This window comes from Pantoea jilinensis (assembly GCF_019104105.1).
In the GTDB taxonomy this organism is placed as follows: Bacteria; Pseudomonadota; Gammaproteobacteria; order Enterobacterales; family Enterobacteriaceae; genus Pantoea; species Pantoea eucalypti.
The window spans coordinates 1,847,137-1,868,321 of record NZ_CP077746.1; the positions used below are offsets into that span (position 1 = coordinate 1,847,137).

General features: G+C 52.4%; 19 protein-coding genes. 8 read left to right on the top strand and 11 right to left on the bottom strand.

Annotated elements, in window-relative coordinates; all coding sequences use genetic code 11:
- Nucleotides 1-33 precede the first annotated feature (33 nt).
- Nucleotides 34-1,155 (top strand): ribonuclease D, encoded by a 1,122-nt coding sequence (gene rnd, locus KTJ90_RS08685; RefSeq protein ID WP_003852713.1) that lies wholly within the window; start codon nt 34-36, stop codon nt 1,153-1,155.
- A 53-nt stretch (nt 1,156-1,208) separates the two neighbouring features.
- Here rnd and minE read toward each other — a convergent pair whose 3' ends face one another.
- The 3 genes from minE to minC are packed head-to-tail and all read right to left on the bottom strand — an operon-like array spanning nt 1,209 to nt 3,041.
- Nucleotides 1,209-1,478, bottom strand: coding sequence for a cell division topological specificity factor MinE (gene minE, locus KTJ90_RS08690; RefSeq protein WP_008925314.1), 270 nt, complete (start codon nt 1,476-1,478; stop codon nt 1,209-1,211).
- A 3-nt stretch (nt 1,479-1,481) separates the two neighbouring features.
- The gene (minD, locus tag KTJ90_RS08695) at nt 1,482-2,294 is read right to left on the bottom strand and encodes a septum site-determining protein MinD (protein ID WP_003852716.1); all 813 of its coding nucleotides are present in this window, start codon (nt 2,292-2,294) and stop codon (nt 1,482-1,484) included.
- Nucleotides 2,295-2,327: 33 nt separating this feature from the next.
- Entirely contained in the window at nt 2,328-3,041 is a 714-nt protein-coding gene (gene minC / locus KTJ90_RS08700) for a septum site-determining protein MinC (protein ID WP_008925313.1), read from the bottom strand.
- Between the two features lie 155 nt (nt 3,042-3,196).
- On the opposite strand from minC, the gene KTJ90_RS08705 reads away from it, so the two are divergent.
- From KTJ90_RS08705 to ycgN, 3 genes are all read left to right on the top strand, one after another.
- The gene (locus KTJ90_RS08705) at nt 3,197-3,472 is read left to right on the top strand and encodes a YcgL domain-containing protein (protein WP_003852719.1); all 276 of its coding nucleotides are present in this window, start codon (nt 3,197-3,199) and stop codon (nt 3,470-3,472) included.
- Nucleotides 3,473-3,787: 315 nt separating this feature from the next.
- Nucleotides 3,788-4,447, top strand: coding sequence for a fumarylacetoacetate hydrolase family protein (locus KTJ90_RS08710; protein WP_003852721.1), 660 nt, complete (start codon nt 3,788-3,790; stop codon nt 4,445-4,447).
- 65 nt (nt 4,448-4,512) lie between these two features.
- Entirely contained in the window at nt 4,513-4,959 is a 447-nt protein-coding gene (ycgN, locus tag KTJ90_RS08715; RefSeq protein ID WP_003852723.1) for a cysteine cluster protein YcgN, read from the top strand.
- 58 nt (nt 4,960-5,017) lie between these two features.
- Here the strand turns inward: ycgN and dsbB are convergent, their stop codons facing one another.
- Nucleotides 5,018-5,548, bottom strand: coding sequence for a disulfide bond formation protein DsbB (gene dsbB / locus KTJ90_RS08720; RefSeq protein WP_078804466.1), 531 nt, complete (start codon nt 5,546-5,548; stop codon nt 5,018-5,020).
- A gap of 470 nt (nt 5,549-6,018) precedes the next feature.
- Here dsbB and fadR point away from each other — a divergent pair, with 470 nt between their 5' ends.
- Nucleotides 6,019-6,738: a fatty acid metabolism transcriptional regulator FadR gene (gene fadR, locus KTJ90_RS08725; RefSeq protein ID WP_078804465.1), complete on the top strand. Its 720-nt coding sequence runs from the start codon at nt 6,019-6,021 to the stop codon at nt 6,736-6,738.
- A gap of 59 nt (nt 6,739-6,797) precedes the next feature.
- Here the strand turns inward: fadR and KTJ90_RS08730 are convergent, their stop codons facing one another.
- A complete protein-coding gene (locus tag KTJ90_RS08730; protein WP_499026322.1) occupies nt 6,798-8,333 on the bottom strand; it encodes a SpoVR family protein in 1,536 nt (511 codons plus the stop codon).
- Between the two features lie 504 nt (nt 8,334-8,837).
- Here KTJ90_RS08730 and KTJ90_RS08735 point away from each other — a divergent pair.
- Entirely contained in the window at nt 8,838-10,139 is a 1,302-nt protein-coding gene (locus KTJ90_RS08735) for a D-amino acid dehydrogenase (protein WP_499026324.1), read from the top strand.
- A gap of 19 nt (nt 10,140-10,158) precedes the next feature.
- Nucleotides 10,159-11,229 carry a catabolic alanine racemase DadX gene (gene dadX / locus KTJ90_RS08740; protein ID WP_457173052.1) on the top strand — a complete coding sequence of 357 codons (1,071 nt, stop codon included), beginning with the start codon at nt 10,159-10,161 and terminating at the stop codon, nt 11,227-11,229.
- On the opposite strand, the gene KTJ90_RS08745 is transcribed toward dadX, so the two are convergent.
- The 6 genes from KTJ90_RS08745 to yeaG form a co-directional block, all read right to left on the bottom strand.
- Nucleotides 11,222-12,415, bottom strand: coding sequence for a multidrug effflux MFS transporter (locus KTJ90_RS08745; protein WP_008925308.1), 1,194 nt, complete (start codon nt 12,413-12,415; stop codon nt 11,222-11,224). The genes dadX and KTJ90_RS08745 overlap by 8 nt on opposite strands.
- A 125-nt stretch (nt 12,416-12,540) precedes the next feature.
- Complete coding sequence (wbaP, locus tag KTJ90_RS08750; RefSeq protein ID WP_008925307.1) at nt 12,541-14,007, bottom strand: undecaprenyl-phosphate galactose phosphotransferase WbaP; 1,467 nt, start codon at nt 14,005-14,007, stop codon at nt 12,541-12,543.
- Between the two features lie 377 nt (nt 14,008-14,384).
- Nucleotides 14,385-14,618, bottom strand: coding sequence for a DUF1480 family protein (locus KTJ90_RS08755; RefSeq protein ID WP_003852736.1), 234 nt, complete (start codon nt 14,616-14,618; stop codon nt 14,385-14,387).
- A 78-nt stretch (nt 14,619-14,696) separates the two neighbouring features.
- Entirely contained in the window at nt 14,697-16,424 is a 1,728-nt protein-coding gene (locus tag KTJ90_RS08760) for a potassium/proton antiporter (protein ID WP_003852737.1), read from the bottom strand.
- A 248-nt stretch (nt 16,425-16,672) separates the two neighbouring features.
- Nucleotides 16,673-17,947 (bottom strand): YeaH/YhbH family protein, encoded by a 1,275-nt coding sequence (locus tag KTJ90_RS08765; RefSeq protein WP_003852738.1) that lies wholly within the window; start codon nt 17,945-17,947, stop codon nt 16,673-16,675.
- An 85-nt stretch (nt 17,948-18,032) separates the two neighbouring features.
- Nucleotides 18,033-19,967, bottom strand: a complete 1,935-nt coding sequence (gene yeaG / locus KTJ90_RS08770) for a protein kinase YeaG (protein WP_003852739.1) — start codon at nt 19,965-19,967, stop codon at nt 18,033-18,035.
- A 420-nt stretch (nt 19,968-20,387) separates the two neighbouring features.
- Between yeaG and KTJ90_RS08775 the strand changes: the two genes are divergently transcribed.
- Nucleotides 20,388-21,137: a MipA/OmpV family protein gene (locus KTJ90_RS08775; protein WP_003852740.1), complete on the top strand. Its 750-nt coding sequence runs from the start codon at nt 20,388-20,390 to the stop codon at nt 21,135-21,137.
- Nucleotides 21,138-21,185: the final 48 nt, after the last annotated feature.

A 21,185-nucleotide genomic window follows, 5' to 3' on the forward strand; every position in this document is an offset into this window, starting at 1 on the left:
GCCGCGCGTTGTTAGCTGCGGTGGAAATCAGACGTGAACTATTCCCTTATCGACCAGGATGATCAACTGGCAGACGTGTGTCAGAAAGCGCGCCAGCAGGCGGCGGTGGCACTGGATACCGAATTTGTCCGTACCCGTACTTACTATCCTCAGCTTGGCCTGATCCAGCTGTTCGACGATCACCAATTGGTGCTGATTGACCCACTGAATATCCGTGACTGGTCACCCTTTATTGCGTTGCTTACCGACACCCGTGTCACCAAATTCCTCCATGCCGGAGGTGAAGATCTGGAAGTCTTCCTGCACCGTTTCGGCGTGCTGCCGACACCGATGATCGATACACAGATTCTGGCAGCCTTCTCCGGCCAGCCGCTCTCCTGGGGCTTTGCCTCAATGGTGGCGCATTTCACGCAGGTCGAACTCGATAAAAGTGAATCACGCACCGACTGGCTGGCACGCCCTCTGACCCAGCGTCAGTGCGAATATGCGGCGGCAGACGTTCACTATCTGCTGCCGATTGCGCGCCAGCTGATGATCAACACTGAAGAGGCCGGCAACATGGCGGCGGCGCTCAGTGAGTGCGACAATCTTTGTCAGCGTCGTCTGGATAGCCTTTCGCCGGATGAAGCCTGGCGGGATATCACCAATGCCTGGCAATTGCGTCCGCGTCAACTGGCCGCGCTGCAGCGACTGGCGGCCTGGCGTCTGAAACTGGCGCGTGAAAAGGATATGGCGGTTAACTTTGTTGTGCGCGAAGAGCACCTGTGGAAAGTCGCGCGCTTTATGCCAGGTTCACTGGGTGAGCTGGATCATCTGGGACTGTCAGGTCATGAAATCCGTTTCCACGGTAAAACGCTGGTGGCGCTGGTGGCCGAAGCAGAGGCGCTGGATGAAAGTGAACTGCCGGCTCCGCTGGGCAATCTGATCGACCATCCTGATTACAAGCAGGTGTTTAAAGCGATGAAAGCCCTGGTGCAGCAGGTCAGCGGGCAGAGTGGGTTCAGTCAGGAATTACTGGCGTCACGACGTCAGATTAATCAGGTATTAAGCCAGCACTGGGGTCTTAAGCCACAGGGACGTCAACCGGAGTTACTGACCGGATGGCGGGGCGAACTGCTGAAACCCGGCATTGAGGAGATTCTGGCGGGTTGTTAACGGTAAAAATTTCCCCTGCCAGAGCGCAGGGGAAATTCAGGAAACCGTCAGCGTCATTTAGTCACTTCATCCGTTTCCGGCAACGTTACGTTCAGCTCCAGAATCGAGATATCGTCACCTTTCTGATCGAGCTGCACAGTCACCATTTCGGGATCGATCTTCACATATCTGCAAATCACTTCCAGAATGTCGCGCTTAAGTTGCGGAAGATAATGGGGCTCACTGTCGCCCCTTCTCCGTTCTGCCACGATAATCTGCAGCCTTTCCTTGGCTATGTTGGCAGTGTTCTTCTTCCGGGATAAAAAGAAATCAAGTAATGCCATGGTTTATCCCCCGAACAGGCGTTTCAGGAAACCCTTCTTCTCTTCTTCGATAAAGCGGAAGGGGCGTACTTCACCGAGCAACCGTTCAACGGTATCGGCATAGGCTTTGCCAGCATCAGATTCGCCGTCAAGAATCACCGGTTCACCCTGGTTAGAGGCACGTAACACCGATTGATCTTCAGGAATCACGCCAACCAGAGGAATGCGCAGAATCTCCAGCACATCTTCCATGCTCAGCATATCGCCACGGTTAACCCGGCCAGGGTTATAGCGGGTCAGCAGCAGATGCTCCTTCACCGGATCCTGACTGTTTTCCGCACGACGCGATTTAGACGAAATAATACCGAGGATACGGTCGGAGTCACGCACAGATGAGACTTCCGGGTTCGTAGTGATAATGGCTTCATCAGCAAAATAGAGCGCCATCAGTGCACCGGTTTCAATCCCTGCCGGTGAATCGCAGACGATGAAATCGAATTCCATAGCGGCTAAGTCGTTCAGAACTTTTTCAACACCTTCGCGAGTCAGCGCATCTTTATCACGGGTCTGCGAGGCGGGCAGAATGTAGAGTTGCTCAGTGCGTTTGTCGCGAATCAGCGCCTGGTTCAGCGTGGCATCGCCCTGGATAACGTTGACGAAGTCATAAACCACGCGGCGTTCACAACCCATGATCAAATCCAGATTACGCAGACCGATATCAAAGTCGATAACGACCGTCTTTTTGCCTTTCTGCGCTAAACCGGTGGCGATGGCCGCGCTTGACGTGGTCTTACCAACGCCCCCTTTACCGGATGTAACTACAATAATGCGTGCCATAAATGTTGATTTCCTTAACAAAAGAAAAGGGGCCTAATTAAGTGTCTGGATAGTCAGCGCGCCATCCTGCAGGCACAGACGCGCGGCTTTACCAAAAAATTCTTGCGGGATCTGATCCATGATCCAGTACTCTCCGGCAATCGAGACCAGCTCGGCGGCCAGGTTGGTACAAAAAATCTGGCAATTGCGATCACCACTGGCACCCGCCAGTGCGCGACCGCGCATCATGCCGTAAATATGAATGTTGCCATCGGCGACCAGTTCGGCGCCGGCGCTGACGCTGCTGGTGATAATCAAATCAGCGTCACGCGCATAAATCTGCTGGCCTGAACGCACCGGCGTGTTCACGATGCGTGTTTTCGTTGCCACCGTTTCGGTGACCACCGGCAGCGGTTCAGGAACTGGCACGGGTGGTGGCGCTTCTGCACGCGGTCTGGACTCTTTGCCTTCTGCCAGAACTGGCAGGCCTGCCCGGGATATCATGCGTTTCAGTGCGTCATTTTTGCAGCCGCTTACGCCGACAATACGTAAACCGGTGGCGAGAATCGCCTGCTGCAACTGTTTCCAGTTAACCTCGGCACTCAATGTGGCGACGTTAAGTACAACCGGTGCGTTTTTCAGGAAATCCGGAGCCTGATCAATCTTGTCCTGAAGTGCCTTACGAATCACCGCAGGGTCATGGTGGTGCAAATGGACGACAGATAGGGTGAAACTGCTACCTTTGAATTCGATTGGCGTTTGCGACATCTGTCCCGACTCAGTCCTGTTTTCACTACCGTTAGCAAGCCGATGATAAAATCATCACTGAAGCGCTAACGGTGAATATTCGAAGTTCTGCAAGCATGTTATAGTTACAGCTATATTCAGACAAGCCTCAACGCCGGTTAATTCGAGTAAAAAATATGTTTTGTGTGATCTACAGAAGCCCGTTACGTGACCAGACTTATCTCTATGTAGAAAAAAAGGACGATTTCTCGCGCGTTCCTGAAGAATTGCTGAAAGGGTTTGGCAAGCCGCAGTTGGCGATGGTGCTAAAGCTGGCGGGCCGCGACAGGCTGGCAAATGCAGATATCAATAAAGTTAAGCAGGGGTTGAGTGAGCAGGGCTATTATTTGCAACTTCCTCCGCCGATTGAAAGTCTGCTAAAAATTCATTTAGAGGCTGATAAAAAAGTTTAACTCAGATTCTTCTGTAAATATAAATCCTGTCGGCGTCATCCTGGCAGGATAATATTGCCCGACGCTGCGTAAAATTAACGGCGCAGCTTATCTGTTTCACCCGTTTCTAAATTTCCTGCCCATTTTTTTCGCCTGATTTGTACGATTATTCAGCACCTCAGCGCCGCCATTTACGCTTTTTGACAAATTCCATCCCCCGGACCGTTAAAAGGATCTTATTATCACGCCATGAGGTTGGCATTTCGATCAACACAAAAGCAAACATCAACCCGCCAGCAGCGCTGGCATCACACCTAACCTGAACAGGGGATGAGCATGTATCAGCATCGTAACTGGCAAGGCGCTCTGTTAGATTTTCCGGTCAGTAAAGTGGTTTGCGTGGGCAGTAATTACGCAAAACACATTAAAGAAATGGGCAGCGCAACGCCGACTGAGCCGGTGATCTTTATCAAGCCGGAAACAGCGCTGTGTGATTTACGCCAGCCGCTCTCTATTCCCGACGCATTTGGCGAAGTTCATCACGAGGTCGAACTGGCCGTGCTGATTGGCGGGACGCTGAAGCAGGCGACGGAGGCACATGTGGCTAAAGCGATTGCAGGTTATGGCGTGGCGCTGGACCTGACATTGCGTGATCTGCAGTCCGGGCTGAAAAAAGCAGGCCAGCCCTGGGAAAAATCCAAAGGTTTTGATAACGCCTGTCCGGTTTCCGGTTTTATCCCGGTGTCAGACTTCAGTGGCGATCCGCAGAATGTCGAACTGAAACTGGTGGTGAATGGTGAAGTGCGGCAGCACGGTAACACCGAAGATATGATTCATAAAATCCTGCCGCTGATTGCACACATGAGCCACTACTTTACCCTGCGCGCCGGCGACGTGATTCTGACCGGTACGCCAGAAGGGGTGGGCCCGATGCGCTCGGGTGATCAGCTGGAAGTCTCCCTGGCGGGTCACGGCATCAGCACGCGCGTACTCTAAAAACTTGCATCACCGCAGCATAGGCTTTATAAGGTGCGGTTTAGGCACAACCCGGACAAATCATCATGACAGACACCCCTTTCTGGCAACAAAAACGCCTGGCACAAATGAGCGATGAGGAATGGGAATCCTTGTGTGATGGTTGTGGACAGTGTTGCCTGAACAAGTTACAGGACGCAGACACCGATGAGATCTACTTCACCAATGTCGCCTGTAATCAGCTCAATATTAAAACCTGCCAGTGCCGCAACTATGAGCGCCGCTTCGAACTTGAAGAGGATTGCATCAAGTTAACGCGCGAAAATCTGACCACGTTTAACTGGTTACCGCGTACCTGTGCATACCGGTTGCTGGGTGAAGGTAAAGATCTCCCCGCCTGGCATCCGCTGCGAGCCGGTTCTAAAACCGCCATGCACGCGAAGCGTATTTCTGTAAGGTATATTGCCGTGCGCGAGAGTGAAGTGCGGGATTGGGAAGATCACATTATCGATCGCCCCGATCGCAACGGCTAAACGCGTCGCGTGAGTCGGGATATGAAAAAAAGGCTGCCATTGGCAGCCTTTCCTGATCTCAGCGACTAAAGAGATCGCGACGTTTTGGTTTTAGCGGCTGGGCAATCAGTACCAGCGCCGCAACCAGCAGATAACCGGCGAATACCACAATCATCCACTGTGGCATGCTGAGCGTCAGGAACGTCCAGCTGCGATCAGCGCAATCACCGGTAGCCTGAAACACGGATGGCATCCACTTATCCAGCGGTAATCCGCTGGGGAAGCGTGCGGCGAAATCACAGGTGGTGAATGGGTTAGGGTGCAACTGAATCATCGTATGTTCATAGGAGAGACGCAGTCCTTCCCAGGCACTGTAGATCCACAAGGCCAGCGCGCCCAGACGCAACGACGATTTAGGCGCAATTGCGCCCACCAGACCCGCACCCAACACACCAAACAGGGCATTACGCTCATAGATACACATTACGCAGGGCTTCAGGCCCATCACATGCTGAAAAAAGAGTGCCGTCAATTCCAGTGCAAGCGCCGTCAGTGCCAGTAATAACCAGGCTCCACGCCCCCGTGAACATTGATTCAGATATCGCAACATATTGCATTCCCTGTAAACGTTAATGCCACGCAGTGTAAACCAAAAGCGTTTGCAAACCAGCCAGTCGCAAGGAAAAATCGTGTGCAAACATGACCTGATTCTGATCCAGAACAGGTTAAATGAGGATCTGCAGAGGCTATCTCCGCGGAGGTCGCATCAGCACGGCGATTGAAATCAGTCAGGCGGAGAGAGTGGGTCGCATAAGGCAGTCAGTGAAACGGCTGGCAGCAACTATCCTGCGCGAACAGTCCACGCATTCAGAACGCCATTATGCTGTTCGGGGACACAGGTTGTTTCAGCCCATAAAACTGTTCTGATGACGGTTGTCTCTGCGCAGCAGATTAGATTGTCAGCCATTCTGAAATATGCGACTACGCCCGGTTTAATGAGTACGCAGGCTATATCCGCTATAGGGCGTCTGGTATGATGAGTCCACATCATGATGAGAAAAGCAACGAGAACACATTGCTATGGTTATAAAGGCTCAGAGTCCAGCGGGATTTGCTGAAGAGTATATTATTGAAAGCATCTGGAACAGTCGCTTTCCGCCCGGATCGATTCTTCCTGCTGAGCGTGAGCTTTCTGAATTGATTGGGGTAACGCGCACTACCTTGCGTGAGGTGCTGCAGCGACTGGCACGCGATGGCTGGCTGACGATTCAGCATGGCAAACCGACACGGGTAAACGATTTCTGGGAGACCTCCGGCCTCAATATTCTGGAAACCCTGGCCCGTCTCGATCACGACAGCGTTCCCGTGTTAATCGACAACCTGCTGTCTGTCCGCAGCAACATTTCATCGATTTTTATCAGCCGAGCGCTGCGTCATCATCCGGATAAAGCGCGTGAAGTGCTGGAGAGAGTCAGTGCCGCAGCCGATCAGGCTGATGCCTATACCGAACTTGATTATCGGGTGTTCCGTGGCCTGGCATTTGCGTCAGGTAACCCGATTTATGGTTTGATTCTGAATGGCCTGAAAGGCCTCTATACTCGCGTTGGTCGTCACTACTTCTCTAACCCGGAAGCTCGCCAGGTCGCGCGCGATTTCTATCTTAAGCTTCTGGCGCTGTGCGATAAAGAACCAGGACAGGATGAGATTGTGGATGTGGTGCGCAACTATGGTCGCCGCAGCGGTGAAATCTGGCACAGCATGCAGAAAAACTTGCCTGACGATCTCGGCAACAAACGTTAAAAAAAACCGGACATCGCGTCCGGTTTTTTGTTTCTAAGCCGTCACCTTCAACTGAACCCTCAAAGTGAAGAACCGCGTGGCGGATTGCGGTCCAGCAGCTCCACACTGCCATCCTCGTTCTGCTGTTCCAGAATCACATCGAACCCCCACAGGCGATGCACATGCTTCAGCACCTCGCGACGGCTCTTATCCAGCGGCGTGCGGCTCTGCGGCACATAGCGCAGTGTCAGCGAACGGTCACCGCGCACATCAACGTTGTAAACCTGAATGTTAGGCTCAAGATTACTCAGGTTGTACTGTGCGGAAAGTTGCTGACGAATCGCCCGGTAACCCGCTTCATCGTGGATCGCGGCGATTTCGAGATAGTTATTGCGGTCATCATCCAGCACAGTGAACAGCCGGAAATCGCGCATCACTTTCGGCGACAGGAACTGGCTGATAAAACTCTCATCCTTGAACTCACGCATCGCAAAATGCAGTGTTTCCAGCCAGTCGGAACCGGCGATATCCGGGAACCAGTAGCGGTCCTCTTCCGTTGGCGACTGACAGATGCGCTTGATGTCCTGCATCATCGCAAACCCTAAGGCGTAAGGGTTGATACCGTTGTACCATTGACTGTTATAAGGCGGCTGAAACACCACATTGGTGTGACTGTGCAGGAACTCCATCATAAAGCGTTCCGACATTTTGCCTTCGTCATACAGGTGATTCAGGATGGTGTAGTGCCAGAAGGTTGCCCAGCCCTCATTCATCACCTGGGTCTGTTTCTGTGGATAGAAATACTGGCTTACCTTGCGCACGATGCGCAGGATCTCACGCTGCCAGGACTCCAGCAGCGGGGCGTTTTTTTCCATAAAATAGAGCAGGTTTTCCTGCGGCTCAGAAGGGTAGCGTGCGGCTTCAAAAGCCACCGCCTCGGTCTCACGTCGTGGCAGCGTGCGCCACAAGGTGTTTACCTGACTTTGCAGATACTCTTCACGACTTTTCTGGCGCGCCTTCTCCTCCTGCAGGGAGATCTTCTGCGGGCGTTTATAGCGATCGACGCCATAATTCATTAAGGCATGGCAGGAATCGAGTAGTCGCTCGACCTCTTCGACGCCATAGCGCTCTTCGCAGTCACTGATATAGTTTTTGGCAAACAGCAGATAATCGACAATTGAGCCGGCATCGGTCCAGCTGCGGAACAGATAATTATTTTTGAAGAATGAGTTGTGACCATAGCAGGCATGCGCCATCACCAGCGCCTGCATGGTCATGGTGTTCTCTTCCATCAGGTAGGCGATGCAGGGGTTCGAGTTGATGACAATCTCATAGGCCAGCCCCTGCTGACCGTGCTTATAACGCTGCTCGGTCTCGATAAACTTTTTACCGAATGACCAGTGTGAATAGTTGATGGGCATACCGACGCTGGAATAGGCATCCATCATTTGTTCAGAGGTGATCACTTCGATTTGGTGCGGGTAGGTATCAAGCCGGTAGAGTTTAGCCACCCGGTCGATCTCTGCTAAATAGACATCAAGCAGTTCGAATGTCCAGTCTGGTCCGTCATTGAGTCGTTTGCTGTCTCTGATGGCTTCGTCAAAGATTGTCGTCATAGCGCACCTCTTTTTTGCAAACCGGCTGACCCGAAAGACAACCCGTTCTGGTTATTTAAGGCTTCGTCCTGAAAAAGGGAACCCGAAAAAAACTGAGCGAACACAACAATGATAGCCCACTGTCGCTTATCCGAAATACGAACTCAAATGAATTCTTTGGCACAAAATCATTAAGAGTGTTGCAGCAGAGAATTTAACAGCCTTTGATGCGACTATTAATTTAAAATGCGGAATATCATCCTGTTTATAAGCGGAATGTATGGGGTTGAAGGATTCTCCTGCAATGCGCAGATTTAACTGCCACTGTTGTCATTTATTTCTGTCTTTCGTGATTAAGGCGCATAAAGCGCTGAAATTAGCCGGGCAGCAAGATTTTAGTTACCTGAAAAGTGAAAAAGATGTGAAATGGATGCTGAATTTATGGGGTGATGTCCGCTGTGTAAATCCGCTGACTATCATCTTCTTAACAGTGAATTATGCTTTTACATGCCGGGTGGGGGAGCTATGCACGTTGTAATTCTTGGAAGTGGTGTGGTGGGAGTGGCAAGCGCCTGGTATCTGGCGCGCGCCGGACATCAGGTGACCGTCATCGATCGTCAACCCGCGGCGGCGATGGAGACCAGCGCGGGTAATGCCGGTCAGATCTCACCCGGTTATGCCGCACCTTGGGCCGCGCCAGGCGTGCCATTGAAAGCCGTGAAGTGGATGTTTCAGCGCCACGCGCCGCTGGCTATCCGGCTGGATGGCAGCAGTTTTCAGCTGGAGTGGATGTGGCGCATGCTGCGTAACTGCGACATCACCCACTATCAGCAGAACAAAAGCCGCATGGTACGGATTGCCGAGTACAGTCGCGACTGCATGAAAGCGCTGCGTTCTGAGACCGGCATCGCCTATGAAGGTCGTCAGGGTGGAACATTACAATTGTTCCGCACTCAACAGCAGTTTGACAGCGCCAGCAAAGATATTGCCGTGCTGCGCGACGCGGGCGTGCCCTATGAGCTGTTAGAGGCGCATGAACTGTCACGCGTTGAGCCTGCACTGGCGGCAACGCAGCATAAACTCACTGGCGGATTACGGCTGCCCAACGATGAAACCGGCGACTGTCAGCTTTTCACTCAGCGTCTGGCAAAAATGGCCGAAGAGGCGGGCGTCGTTTTCCGCTTTAACACCCCGGTTGACCACCTGCTGCGCGATGGCAATCGTATTTATGGTGTGAAGTGTGGTGAGGAGATCATCAAGGCGGATAGTTATGTGGTGGCCTTGGGTTCTTACTCCACCGCGCTGTTAAAAAATGTCATTGATATCCCGGTCTATCCGCTAAAAGGCTACTCTCTGACCATTCCGATTAAAAACCCTGACGCTGCGCCGGTTTCGACCATTCTGGATGAGACTTACAAAGTGGCGGTGACCCGTTTTGACGATCGTATTCGTGTTGGTGGCATGGCAGAGATTGTTGGTTTTAACACCAAACTCACTGAAGCACGTCGGGAAACGCTGGAGATGGTCGTCAGTGATCTCTATCCTGAAGGCGGTCATGTCGCGCAGGCGAGTTTCTGGACCGGGCTGCGTCCGATGACGCCAGACGGTACGCCGATTGTGGGTGCCACGCCAATTTCTAATCTCTGGCTCAATACCGGTCACGGTACGCTGGGCTGGACGATGGCGTGTGGTTCTGGTCAGCTGCTGGCCGATCTCATCTCCGGTAAAAAGCCTGCCATTGCGGCGGATGACTTAGCGGTGTTCCGCTACTTACCCGGTTTCGCGCCGACGTCATCGCCGCTGCGTAACGCCAACGCAACTCGTTAAGTCTTCAGGGAGAGAGAGGATGTCACGTCCGATTATCGCTACCATCAATCAGCAGGCGTTACGTCAGAACCTGGCGGTCGTTCGCCAGGCGGCACCTGCATCCCGCGTCTGGTCAGTGGTGAAAGCGAATGCTTACGGCCATGGTATTGAACGCGTCCGCGAGGCGTTATCTGTTACTGACGGCTTCGCACTGCTTAATATGGAGGAGGCGATTCAGCTGCGTGAGCAGGGCTGGAAAAAACCGATTCTGTTACTGGAGGGATTTTTCCAGCCAGAAGATTTGCAGTTAATCGATCGCTATCGTCTGACTACCAGTGTGCACAGCAACTGGCAAATCAAAGCACTGGCCAGTGCCCAACTCTCTGCCCCGGTTGATATTTATCTCAAAATGAACAGCGGGATGAACCGTCTGGGCTTTCGCCCGGAGCAGGTCAACGGCGCGTGGCAGAAACTGCGGGCGCTGAGCAATGTCGGTGAGATGACGCTGATGGCGCATTTCGCCGATGCTGAAAATCCGCAGGGTTTAGTTGCACCGCTGCAGCGCATTGAGCAGGCGGCAGAAGGGTTGAGCTGCCCGCGATCGCTCTCTAACTCCGCCTGCACCTTATGGCATCCTGAAGCGCATTTTGACTGGGTTCGTCCTGGCATCATTCTGTATGGCGCATCGCCCAGCGGTAACTGGCAGGACATTGCAGGCAGTGGCCTGCAGCCGGTGATGACCTTAAGCAGTGAGATTATCGCGGTTCAGCAATTACAGGCTGGCGATGGCGTGGGTTACGGCTATCGCTATCATGCCAGCACGGCGCAGCGGATTGGCGTGGTGGCCTGCGGTTACGCTGATGGCTATCCGCGTCATGCCCCAACCGGCACGCCGGTCTGCGTAGATGGTGTAATGACGCAGGTGGTGGGAGCCGTCTCCATGGATATGATTACCGTGGACTTAACGCCTTGCCCTCAGGCTGGCATTGGCTCAGCCGTTGAGCTGTGGGGTGAGCAGGTGAAAATCGATCAGGTCGCAAAAGCAGCCGGAACGGTAGGGTATGAGCTGATGTGCGCCCTGGCACCCCGCGTTCCGGTCACCGTTATTTAAGCGCGGTCAGGCTGCCGCGCATCTTTCTGCTGCAGCGCCAGGCGATAAACGCCAGCGCTGCACCCAGCAGCATCATCAGGCTCAGCGAGAGCTTCTCCGCCACCGGCAGCGCAACGATTACCAGGCTGCCTGCTGCACCACCAGCCATCTGAATAAATCCCTGCAGGGCGGACGCCACGCCTGCCTGTTGCTGATACGGCTCCAGCGCATAGCTGGTGGCGGGTCCTACCGTAAAGGCCAGTCCGGCAACCGATACCGCCACCGGGAACATGTAGAGCGCCCAGTGTGTTTGCATTTCCGCCGGAAATATCTGCGTTCCCGCCATCAGTAGTACCGCCCCCAGCAGCATCGTTAAAAAACCCATTGCCAGACAGAAAGGGCGACCCGCTTTGCGAATCGCTTTATTCACAAACATGCTGACAAACATAATCCAGAAACCGTTGGCCCCGAAAGCAAACGAGAACTGGATCGGCGTCAGGCCGCCTTCGGTCATTAATACCTGTGGTGCCAGTGACACGTAGGTCAGCACCATGCCCAGCGCACCGGCATTGGCAAAAGCGAACGCCAGAAAACGCGGCTGACGCAGGATTTCAGCGTACTGCTTAACCGGTAATCCTTTCACCCGCAGGGTATCTGCCGGGCGCGTCTCGGGCAGCCAGATAATCACCAGCAGCGTAATCAGCAGACCATAGGCGCAGAGGAACCAGAAGGGCGCGCGCCAGTCAAAGGCGCTGGCCAGCAGGCCACCCAGTAACGGAGCGAGTGCCGGAACGATATTCAGTGCGCCGTTCAGGAATCCATAGGCGCGTGCGGCATCATCGCCACTCAGGCGGTCGCGCACGCCGCTAAAGGCGACAACGGCGCTACAACAGACGCCACAGCCCTGCACCAGACGAGCAACGACAAACAGCGGGAATGACGTCGCCGTGGCAGCGATAGCACTGCCGGCGATGTAAAGCGCAAGTCCCAGCAGGGCAATCGGCTTGCGGCCATAGTTGTCCACCAGCGGACCCGTGACCAGTTGTCCCAGCCCCATGACCAGCAGAAACAGTGGAATCGTGGTCTGAACCAGATTAACCGGCGTATCCAGCCCTTCTGCGATTTGTGGCAGCGTGGGCAAATAGAGATCAATGCCTAAGGGTGCCAGCAGCACCAGGCTTAATAACAGCAGCGTAAATTTTTGCATAACAACCAGAGGGTAACGTTCTGTTGAAAAACGATCGAAGAGGGTAATGATTCAGAGGCAAAAAAGATAGAGGAAGTCGTGCGGAAAGTGCGATGCCTGCTGTAAACAGGCATCGCATTAAAGGCCTAGTAGGCGCCGTCGCGGCGTAATACCACCCCTGCGGTTTTAAACAGGATCGCGATATCGGTCCAGAGCGCCCAGTTTTTGACATACCAGGAGTCAAAGTAGACGCGAGTGTCATAGTCGATATCGTTACGTCCGCTGACCTGCCAAAGACCTGTCATGCCGGGTTTGGCCATCAGGTAATAGTCCACATCACCCGCATAACGCTCCAGCTCCGCTTCGATAACCGGACGCGGACCCACCAGGCTCATCTCGCCGCGGATCACGTTCCATAACTGCGGTAACTCATCCAGACTGGTTTTTCGCAGGAAGCTACCAATACGGGTCACGCGCGGGTCGTTTTTCAGTTTGAAATCTTTGTCCCACTCAATCCGCGCCTCTTCACTGGTTGCCAGTAATTTCTCCAGCACCTCTTTTGAATTGGTCACCATGGAACGGAATTTCAGGCATTTGAATTTTTTGCCATTCTGGCCCACACGTTCGTGACCATAAATTGCATTGCCGCCATCGCGTTTCACCATGTAGCAGAGCAGGGCGAAGATCGGGCCAAGGAACAGCAGCAGCATTGACGCCACCACGATGTCAAAGGCACGCTTCATGAAACGGGAGGAGTGTTTCGCCAGGTTGTTGCTGACGCGCAGGATCATCACTTCATGGCTAAAGATAAAGGACATGTCCGTACCATAAAGCGGTACACCGCGCAGCGTAGGGATCACTGAGACTGAACGGCAGTTCATCTTCGACAGGAATTTCAGCCAGCGATCGCGCATTGGCTGCTGCTCATACTCCATGGCAACAATAAACTGCACGTTATCGCGGTCAATGGTCTGCCAGTTAATGTCTTTCCAGGTGATAACGGGCACGCCATTCACGCTCTGCTGGGCAGGAACATCATCAACCGAGATAAAGGCCTGCACGTTGTAGCCCAGGATCTCTTCACTCTGCAGCGCCGCATAAGCTTCGGTGGCATTGCGGCCGGAACCGATAATGATGGTCTCTTTCTGCCACTGGCCCGCCTTGTTGATGGCGCGTTTCACCAGAGCACGCATCAGTGGGAGCAGCAGCAGGGCATATGTCCAGCTGAAGACCCACACCATGCGGGAGAAGTCCCATTTAGAAAAAGCGATCAGTGCGAGGTCGAGCAGTGAAAAAACAAATAATGTTTTAACGATCTCTTTAAGCTCAAACCAGAACGGTTTGCGATAAGTATAGTGACGCAGACGTACCCAGAACCAGCCGGTACACATTACTGACATAATAAACTGTGCCACGAAACGATATTCGATCTGGTGCGGTGGAATAAAGGTATCCAGCTCGCCCCAAATACCTTGTATCGTCGCGGCAGATAAAAACAGTGCCAGGTTAAGTGCAATCAGATCGGAAAAGCTCAGGGCGAATTTCACGATGATATTTTTACGCGTGCCGCTCCATGAGCGGCTCGGGCTATTCATTATCAATGTACTTGCCATAAAACCTGCTCTCTTTCTCAAGTAAAAGATGGCCTGACCAGAATCAGGTGCGCGCTCAGGAGTGGGCCTCTGAAAAATTAAAAAATAATTTTCAGTCTGTTGCAGTCAGTAAAGCCAGTACAGCTGCAAAAAAGATAACGATTAAAGCGTGATGATAATCACGGAATGTTGCAGCATTGAGAATGAGTATGCAGGAGTTATTTGACAGAGTTAATACGGAAAAAATCTGAAAACATCAAAACTGATTAAAGTTTTAAATAGCTAACTTGTGGATTTAATTAGATAAAATAAGGAAGGGGGTCAGTTATAACTAAACTGTTTAAGACGCTTTTTAGGAATTACCGCCGAATCTGACGACTGGCGGTAATGATCGCGCATCAGGCAGGTTTCTTTAAAATCCAGCGGTCCTGCTGTTTATCGTAATGGCCGATTTGCAGATTCACCGGTTCACCGTCAATCCAGGCCGGGACGCTGGTATCACGATCCCAGCCATCAAGTTGCGTAATTAAACCGGGATTAGTGTGACAGGGGATACTGACAGTGTCCGGATTCTCACCGCCAAGATCGGCATCAACAATCTCATAACGACCAATTTTAACCACGTGTCCCATTCATTTCTCCCGTTTTTACTGGCGTAGAACGTTAAGCTTAGCGTATTGAGAGAAAATAACGTGGCTGAATCATTAGGATTATTCCTTCTCTTCCGCTGGCCGGACACCAATTTTCACAATACGGTTATCCTCTTTCTCAGCAACAGTCCATGTCAGTTGATTCCACTCCACCTGATCGCCGACCACCGGTGAACCGCCGAGCATAGCCAGAACCAGCTGTCCCAGTGACTGCTGATCATTCGTGCTCTCATCCAGTTCCAGTCCGTAAATCTGCGCAACATCGCGCAGGCGAGCTTCTGCATCCAGAATAAAGTCGCCGAAGAAGCGCTGGTCGAGCGAAACCGGCGGTGACTGACTGAACATTTTGCCCAGCGCGGGAAGATCGCGCTCGCGGCCAATGACGCAGATAACGTCGTTCTCTTTCAGACGCGTCCCGCCATTGGGATGCATCAGCACATTGTCACGGAAAAGGGCGGCGATACGCGTCTCGCGTGGCATCTGCAGGTCACGCAGTGCGGCACCGACACACCACTTGTCGGCGCTGAGCTGGTAGACGAACTGCTCCCAGGGATTTTCCGGATGAATATCCAGACCCACACGGCTGATAGGTGAAGCGGTTGGCGGCACCACCACTTTGGCTTTTTTGGCAGCAAAGCCCAGTGATGTACCCTGCAGCATCAGGGAGACCAGCACCACGAAGAAAGCGATATTAAAATAGAGCGAAGCGTTCTCTAAGCCTGCCATCATCGGGAAGACCGCAAGAATAATCGGTACCGCACCACGTAAGCCGACCCAGCTGATAAAGACCCGTTCACGGGTCGTGAAGTTGCGAAATGGCAGCAGGCCAATAAAGACCGACAGCGGACGTGCCACCAGAATGAGCCACAGCGAAAGAAGCATGGCTGGCACCGCGATGTGCCACAAATCAGAGGGTGTGACCAGCAGGCCCAGCACAATGAACATGCCAATCTGACTCAGCCAGGCCATACCGTCAAAGGTCTGCAGAATGCCGTGGCGGTTACGAATCGGGCGGTTGCCCAGTAAGAAGCCACAGAGATAGACCGCCAGAATACCGCTGCCCTCTAATACCGTGGTCAGCGCGAACACCAGAATGCCGCCACTCAACGCCAGCAACGGGTAAAGGCCGGGAGCCAAGCTGATACGGTTTATCAGTTGCTGCAGCGCCCAGCCGCCGCCCAGGCCTAATACGATACCCAGACCAAACTGCTGTACCAGATGCACCAGGAACATCCAGTCAAGGCCGCTGCGGCCCTGTTCAATCATTTCAATCAGGGTAATGGTGAGAAACACGGCCATCGGGTCGTTGCTGCCCGATTCAATCTCCAGCGTGGAGCTGACGCGCTCATTCAGGCCTTTGTCACCCAGCAGTGAGAAGACCGCAGCAGCATCCGTAGAGCCAATAATGGCGCCAATCAGGAAGCCCTGCATCATGTCGAGGTTAAAGAGCCATGCGGCCACGACGCCCGTTAAACCTGCGGTGATCATCACGCCGACGGTGGCCAGCGACAGCGCAGGCCCGAGCGCGACTTTAAACGAGCTGGCTTTGGTTCGCATACCGCCATCCAGCAGGATGATCGCCAGCGCCAGGTTAGAAATTAAGTAAGCCGCGGGATAGTTATCGAAAGCGATGCCGCCGATACCATCAACACCGGTGAGCATACCCAGTGCGAGGAAGATAACCAGAATAGGAATGCCCAGTCGGGATGAGAAAGAGCTGAGCAGAATGCTCGATGCTACCAGCACGGAACCGATGATAAAAAGACTGTAGACAATAGTGTGGTTCAAACCCGGTCTCCTGAGATATGACAGTGCGCTGCAGCAACTGCTGACAAATATCCATGCTATCTCTGAAAGATAATGTTTTATCAAGGAGTTGTCATTGTGAAAATGATCATTATACCAATTGCTGAAGAGGGTATGGAATCAGATTAATGTGAAGAATGAGGGGGTTGGCAGGCAAGCGGGAGAAAACAGACTGTTTTAGCAGGTTATTCGGCAGATAAAAAAAGCCGGTGATTAACCGGCCTGGTGGGTCAGGCTTCCGTTGCCTGTTTATGAAACAGCGATCGGAACACCGGATAGATATCTTCCGGTTCGCGAATATGTTCAATGGCAAAGTTATCGAATGTTGCCTGCAGATGCTCATACTCACGCCACAGCGTCTGATGCGCACGGCGGGTGATTTCGATATAACTGTAATAACGCACGACCGGCAGAATATGCTTCGCCAGAATCTCATGACAGAGCGGTGAATCGTCGGCCCAGTTGTCACCGTCCGATGCCTGCGCCGCGTAGATATTCCACTGCGCCGGGTCATAGCGTTCTTTTACGACTTCATCCATCAGTTTCAGTGCACTGGACACGATGGTGCCGCCCGTCTCCTGAGAGTAGAAGAACTCCTGTTCGTCCACCTCTTTGGCCTGCGTGTGATGACGGATATAAACCACATCAACGTTCTTGTAGGTGCGGCTCAGGAACAGGTAAAGCAGGATATAGAAGCGTTTCGCCATATCCTTGGTGGCCTGATCCATCGAACCTGAGACATCCATCAGACAGAACATGACCGCCTGGCTGGAAGGCTCCGGGCGTTTCTCAAAGTTTTTGTAGCGCAGATCGAAGGTGTCGATAAAGGGCACCCGTTCGATGCGCGCCCGCAATTCAGCGATCTCTTTGCGTAGCCGCTCCTCCTCCAGCAACTGAGCAGGTTCAGTTTTCTCAATCTCCTGCAGCGTCTCTTCCAGTTCATGCAGCATACGGCGTTTCCCTGCCGTCATTGCGGTACGACGCGCCAGTGAGTTCTGCAGCGAACGCACGACGCTGATATTGGCTGGTACGCCGTTAGAGGTGAAACCGGCACGGTGAGTCTTATATTCATTAAGCTGACGATGCTGGTTGCGGCGCAGATTAGGCAGGGCAAGGTCTTCAAACAGCAGGTCAAGATACTCATCCTTCGAGATCTGAAAGACAAACTCATCCTGTCCTTCACCATCCTGACTGGCATTACCCTGTCCGCTGCCACCGCCGCCGCCGCCCTGTGGACGCTCAACACGGTCATTCTGCACAAAATGGTCGTTACCCGGATGGACCCGATGACGATTTCCGCCGCGTCCCTGATGGAAAATCGGCTCATTGATGTCGTCAATAGGTATAGAGACGGACTCGCCGCTGCTGACGTCGGTCACCGAGCGTTTATTGATGGCCTCGGAGATCGACTGCTTAATTTGCGACTTATAACGGCGAAGAAAGCGCTGGCGGTTAACCGCGCTCTTGTTCTTACCGTTAAGCCGGCGATCGATGAAATAGGCCATGGTATTCCCCCAAACTACATTGTAAGCAGGTCGGGCGCACCCGACCCTGTCAGACCGGTATCACTTACCGGCAAGCTTACCTCTATCAGGACGATTTACGCACACGCAGATACCATTCACACAGCAGGCGAACCTGTTTGCGGGTATAGCCTTTTTCCATCATGCGATCGACAAAATCATCATGTTTTTTCTGCTCATCGGTAGAGGTCTTGGTATTGAACGAAATCACCGGCAGTAACTCCTCGGTATTCGAGAACATTTTCTTCTCAATTACCGTGCGTAACTTCTCGTAACTGGTCCAGTTTGGATTGCGACCATTATTATGTGCTCTGGCGCGCAGCACAAAATTGACGATCTCATTACGGAAGTCTTTCGGGTTACTGATGCCAGCGGGTTTCTCAATTTTCTCCAGTTCCGCATTGAGCGATTCACGATCAAACAGCTGTCCGGTATCGGGATCGCGATACTCCTGATCCTGAATCCAGAAGTCAGCATAAGTGACATAGCGGTCAAAGATGTTCTGACCATACTCAGAGTAGGACTCCAGATAAGCAGTCTGAATCTCTTTGCCGATAAACTCAGCGTATTTAGGAATCAGATAGCCTTTAAGATGTTCAAGGTATTTCTCTGCCTGATCCTGTGGAAACTGCTCACGTTCAATCTGCTGCTCCAGCACATAGAACAGATGAACCGGGTTGGCGGCCACTTCAGCGTGGTCGAAGTTAAACACCCGTGACAGGATTTTAAAGGCAAAGCGGGTCGAGAGACCGTTCATCCCCTCATCCACACCGGCGTAGTCGTGATACTCCTGCCAGGACTTCGCTTTAGGGTCGGTATCTTTGAGGCTTTCACCATCGTACACCCGCATTTTGGAATAGATACTGGAGTTCTCAGGATCTTTCAGGCGCGACAGGATAGAGAAGCGTGCCAGCGTTTCCAGCGTGCCAGGTGCGCAGGGCGAGGTCGCCAGCTCACTGTGGTTAAGCAACTTGTCGTAGATTTTGATCTCTTCAGAGACCCGCAGGCAATAGGGCACCTTGACGATATAGACACGGTCAAGGAACGCCTCATTATTCTTGTTGTTACGGAACGTCACCCATTCAGATTCGTTGGAGTGCGCCAGAATAATGCCGTTGAACGGCAGGGCCGAAATGCCTTCGGTACCGTTATAGTTCCCTTCCTGCGTCGCCGTCAGTAACGGATGCAGCACTTTAATCGGCGCTTTAAACATCTCGACGAACTCCATGATGCCCTGGTTCGCGCGGCAGAGGGCACCGGAATAGCCGTAGGCATCGGGATCGTTTTGCGCATGGTTTTCCAGTTTACGGATATCCACTTTACCCACCAGCGCAGAGATATCCTGGTTGTTCTCATCGCCCGGTTCAGTTTTGGCGATAGCCAGCTGTTCCAGAATCGACGGCCAGACTTTAACGACTTTGAAACGTGAAATATCACCACCAAAATCGTGCAGACGTTTAGCGGCCCAAGGCGACATAATCGTGCCGAGGTAGCGGCGTGGTACGCCATACTCTTTTTCAAGAATGTGCGCATCTTCCTGCGGATTGAACAGGCAAAGAGGGTGGTCATTTACCGGGCTGCGTTCGCCGTCAGCACTGAGCACATAAATAGGCACCCGCTGCATCAGCGACTTAAGCCGTTCCGCCAGTGAGGATTTACCGCCACCGACCGGCCCCAGCAAATAGAGGATCTGTTTTTTCTCTTCCAGTCCCTGAGCGGCATGTTTCAGGTAGGAGACGATCTGTTCAATCGCTTCCTCCATGCCGTAAAACTCCTCGAACGCTGGATAGCGTCCCATCACACGGTTGGAGAATATTCTGGAAAGGCGTGGCTCCTGAGCAGTGTCGACCATTACCGGCTCTCCGATAGCCATTAACAGTCGCTCTGCAGCGTTGGCGTATGCACTGCGATCCTGCTTACAGATAGCAAGAAATTCCTGCAGTGTGAACTCTTCGTCCTTGGCAGCTTCATAACGCTGACGATAGTGATCGAATATATTCATAGCGATGCCCGTCCTTTCGTTTTTAGCACAGGTAAGGAGCACAATTAATGACTTGTAGCAGCTCCCGGAAGATATTCTCTGTTGAGTACAGCAACCCTTATGCCAACCTGATCTTTTTTATCGGGATACACAACGTTTGTGGTTACTCTGCTCGGTCAAATTCTATGCTGTTACTTCTAACTGTAGATGGCTTCTAGGAAATTTCCTCCACGGGTTTAGGTGAATGAGGGGGAGATCAAGAGTATTTCAGGTTTGTCGTGAGATGAGTTCATATGGGTGATGCTTTAACTTAACGTGTTTTTAACCTTAAATGCCACTTTGATTGGTGAGTAACTTAAAGGAATTCGATATAAGTTAATGCAGCCGTAAAAAAACGTTAGACTTCCTGTTTGATTGTTATATTTATGGAATGAATAAATTGTGAACCAATTCAAATTTAAGACGCTTGTTGCACTTCTGCCGTGTTATTTACTGAGCTCGCAGGCCTTTGCCGCACCGCTTTCTCTTGGTGCGTCGGTACTCTATGCCCAGTCACCTTATCGCGGCGGTCAGGATCGCTATATCCCCCTTCCGGTGATCAACTATGAGGGTGAAGACTTCTGGTTCCGCAGCCTGCAGGGTGGCTACTATCTGTGGAAAGATCCCCAGAACCAGCTGTCGCTGACGCTGCTGGGTTCACCGCAGGAGTACAAACCCAGTGAGAATGACCTGGGCGACATGAAAGGGCTGGATAAACGCCGTATGACGCTGATGGGTGGCGCAACGTATCGTCACGTTGCTGACTGGGGTATCGTCCGTACTTCATTACTGGGCGATGTGCTGAACAACAGCAACGGGATGATGTGGGATTTAACCTACCTTTATCGCTTTGAGATGGGCGACTTCAGTCTTACTCCGGGCATTGGTGCTATCTGGAACAGCGCCAATCAAAACCGTTACTACTACGGTGTCTCCGGCCATGAAAGCGCCCGGACCGGTATTAGTCGCTATACGCCTGATGACAGCTGGTCCCCTTACGTTGAGCTGAATGCCAGCTATCAGATTTCTCCGCAGTGGAATGCCAGCCTCACAGGACGCTACACGCGCTTTGACAGCGAAATCAAAGACAGCCCAATGATTGATAAAAGCGGGCAGGCGTTAATCTGGACGGGTATCAGCTACACCTTCTGATAACGCTTCATTCGCACCAACAGAGGGCATCTATTGCCCTCTGTTCTT